Origin of the sequence: Clostridium oryzae, from assembly GCF_002029235.1 — a bacterium.
GTDB classification, from domain to species: Bacteria; Bacillota; Clostridia; order Clostridiales; family Clostridiaceae; genus Clostridium_AE; species Clostridium_AE oryzae.
On sequence record NZ_MZGV01000136.1, the window covers coordinates 1 to 3,134 of the forward strand.

3 protein-coding genes are annotated in these 3,134 nt (G+C 31.9%); all 3 read left to right on the forward strand.

The genetic code is table 11. The features are described 5' to 3' along the window. Window positions 1–134 precede the first annotated feature (134 nt). From CLORY_RS22580 to CLORY_RS22590, 3 genes are read left to right on the forward strand one after another with little or no spacing between them, the layout of a single operon-like run. On the forward strand, window positions 135–740 hold the full coding sequence (locus tag CLORY_RS22580) for an NUDIX hydrolase (protein WP_079428813.1): 606 nt from the start codon (window positions 135–137) through the stop codon (window positions 738–740). 9 nt (window positions 741–749) lie between these two features. Next, a complete protein-coding gene (locus CLORY_RS22585; RefSeq protein ID WP_079428815.1) occupies window positions 750–1,670 on the forward strand; it encodes a helix-turn-helix transcriptional regulator in 921 nt (306 codons plus the stop codon). Window positions 1,671–1,718: 48 nt separating this feature from the next. Beyond that, window positions 1,719–2,156 carry a VOC family protein gene (locus CLORY_RS22590; RefSeq protein ID WP_242954496.1) on the forward strand — a complete coding sequence of 146 codons (438 nt, stop codon included), beginning with the start codon at window positions 1,719–1,721 and terminating at the stop codon, window positions 2,154–2,156. Window positions 2,157–3,134: the final 978 nt, after the last annotated feature.

A 3,134-nucleotide genomic window follows, 5' to 3' on the forward strand; every position in this document is an offset into this window, starting at 1 on the left:
AAATATTAATTGTATAGATGAAAATAGGATGAGGGAGAATTCCTCAAAGATGTCTCCTACCTCTATACTACAAAAAAGATAAGTTTATAACCAGTTTTACTTGGCTATAAACATATTATACGAGGTGAAATTAAATGAAAAATGGAAGAATAGAAAAACTGAACATGCTTGCTCAAACAAAGTTTTTAAGCCTTTATGAAGCAGAATATAAAAATAAAGCTGGCAATAAAAAACGCTGGACGATAGCCTCCAGAAAAAGCTATGAAGTTCTCAAAGCACAATATTTTGACGGAAAAGAAGAGAAGATGGATGCTGTTATAATAGCAGCGTTTCATAAGGAACAGAAAAAAATTGTGGTTATTAGACAGTTCAGAGTTCCGCTAAATGATTACGTATATGAATTACCAGCAGGTCTTATTGATGGTGATGAAAAAATAGATGTTGCTGCGACAAGAGAGCTAAAGGAAGAAACCGGATTAGAACTTACAAATATAAATCATGAAAAGACAAGAAATAACGTCTATGCTTCTGCGGGAATGACGGATGAGTCGGCAGCTATAGTGTTCTGTACATGCAAAGGAGAGATATCTAAGGATTACATGGAAGAGGATGAGGATATAGAAACTTTTTTGATGTCACAGGAAGAGGTCAAGGAGCTTTTGAAAACAGATTCAAAAATAGATATGAGAGCATTTATTATGCTTCAAGGCTTTGCTGAAATCGGGGAAAAGATGTTTTAGGAGTAAGAGATGAAATTAAATCGTTTGATTGATATTATTTTTATTTTGCTTAATAGACAGAATATAACTGCTAATGAGTTAGCGGAACGTTTTAACGTGTCTGTAAGAACAATATATCGTGATATTGATACTCTTTCGGAATGTGGTGTTCCTATATACACCAGCAAGGGATATATGGGTGGAATATCGCTTATGGAAGGATTTACGCTGTCAAAAGCTTTTTTGACAGAAGAAGAAAGAGAGAATATTATTTTTGCTCTGGAAACACTTCAGATAACAAGGTCTCCTGATTCTGATCAGGCTTTGGAGAAACTCTCATCTCTATTTAAGGTAAAACAACAAGATTGGATTTGTATAGATTATGTACCTTGGGGTTCAGAAACTAATAACCTGACAAATCTCAAGGACGTGAAGCGTGGGATTTTGCAGCATCGATATGTATCTTTTGATTACGTTAATACAAGAAATGAAAAAGCTTTTAGAACTGTGGAACCGCTTCAACTGATCTTTAAAGAGCATTCCTGGTATCTTAAATCCTGGGATACGAATAAGAAGGATTTTAGAATGTTCAAACTTATTAGGATGAGAAATTTTAAGGTAACCGATAGAGTTTTTGACAGCACTGTAGTTCATGAGCAAATACAGCCAAGCAGTGATGAACTAAAAAGAAGGCCTGTAGTGAAGGTAACACTTGAGTTTACTGAAGCTGCGCTTTATAGACTGTATGATAATTATAATTATGAGGATGTTATTAGAAACGAAAATGGTACATACACTGTCGTGGCTGAATATGCTGAGGATGATTGGTTGTATGGATATATATTGAGTTTTGGACGTAATGTGAAAGTTATTGAACCTGCTTATATTCGAGATATAATAATAAGTAAAATACAGGAGATGGTAAAACTGTATAACCAATATGACAGCTAGATGACATATTTCTTGTGATAAAATTTATAAAAAACAAGGAGGTGCACTATGCTGCATTTAGGTAGTGTGTATCTTATAGCAAGAGATATGGGAAAAGCTATAGATTTTTATGAGAAATTGCTTGAGATGAAGGTTTCTGTAAAGAGGTACGACAGGTGGGCACAATTTGATTTTGAAGGAAAATGCCTTGCTTTATTTAATGAGACATTCGATGAGAAACTAATTAGCAAAAATAAGGAATTAGAAAAACATTACAACAAGGCATACATTAAGTATTACTGTGAAAATATGATAAAGCATGGTAATAGCACTGTTTTAAATTTCTGGGTAGAGGATTTAAGAAAGGAATATGAGCGATTAAAGCTTTTGAATATTGGCAAGCTGTCAGAGATAATGTATATAAATATATCCTCGCCTTATTACATGTTTGTTGTAAGTGACCCAGATGGAAATACCATTGAAATTACGGGAAGATATACGGAATAATATAGGAATCACCAGGAGAGAAATGTCATGTTCTAATTTTTTGCTCTTTGGAAGTTTGTGTCTTTAGTCGATTGTGGATAATGCTAAGATACTTTTATATAAAACAAAAAAGATAAGATTAAATAAAGAAACATTAAATAATATTTACGGAGAAATAAAAAAGAAACAGTAATATATTTTGAAGTTAGTGAGTTAAGAGAAGAAGGTAAAAAATTTTAAGAGACAGAGCATAGAAAATGTTGTGGCGCGAAAGAGAAATAGAGTGAACTTAGCAATTGTTAGCGAATTTGCATAAAATTCGTGCTACAATTGCTTAATGAACAGATCGGTCTCCGTAGTACCACAACATTTCATTTTTTATTCTATAGGAAACTACACTGGTGTTCAGAGAATGGAAATGAAATCATATTGACAAGATAAATAGAAAACTTTAGTAGCGGGTCCAAAATTTTAGCATTTAAAAAAGTCAGTATCCTTAGTAAAGTAATGTTTGGACAAACTTTTAAGGAGGATACTGACTATTGAAAAATAATAATAATTTGAAATATGAGGTACTCCTTCCTATACTGAAATCAATAACACAAAAATTATTAGTATCAACCAAAGTAAGCAGTCGCTTAAAAAATTTGGAACTATAAAGCTTATAGATTCTACAACTATAAGTGTTTGCTCAACCTATTTTAAATGGAATGAAAAAATATCCTATATACATTAAAGTGCATTTATTGGACAACTGTACTCTTTTCTTATGAGAATATATTGATAAATATATGTAATATTCATGTTTATATAATTTGTGGTTACTGCATTACTTTTTTTAAACAATGTTTTCCATTCTCTGAACACCAGTGAGGAAACTATGTAATTGCAAGGTTGTGGATAAGTGTGTAAAATATAGGTATTATGGTAGATAAGAAAATAACAGTAAAAGAAATATTAGTAGATAAGTATCAGGATTTTAAAAATAAATATTGGAGT

Coding starts and splice junctions, on each gene's coding strand:
- CLORY_RS22585 (WP_079428815.1), top strand. CDS start 750: ATGAAATTAAATCGTTTGATTGATATTATTTTTATTTTGCTTAATAGA.
- CLORY_RS22580 (WP_079428813.1), top strand. CDS start 135: ATGAAAAATGGAAGAATAGAAAAACTGAACATGCTTGCTCAAACAAAG.
- CLORY_RS22590 (WP_242954496.1), top strand. CDS start 1,719: ATGCTGCATTTAGGTAGTGTGTATCTTATAGCAAGAGATATGGGAAAA.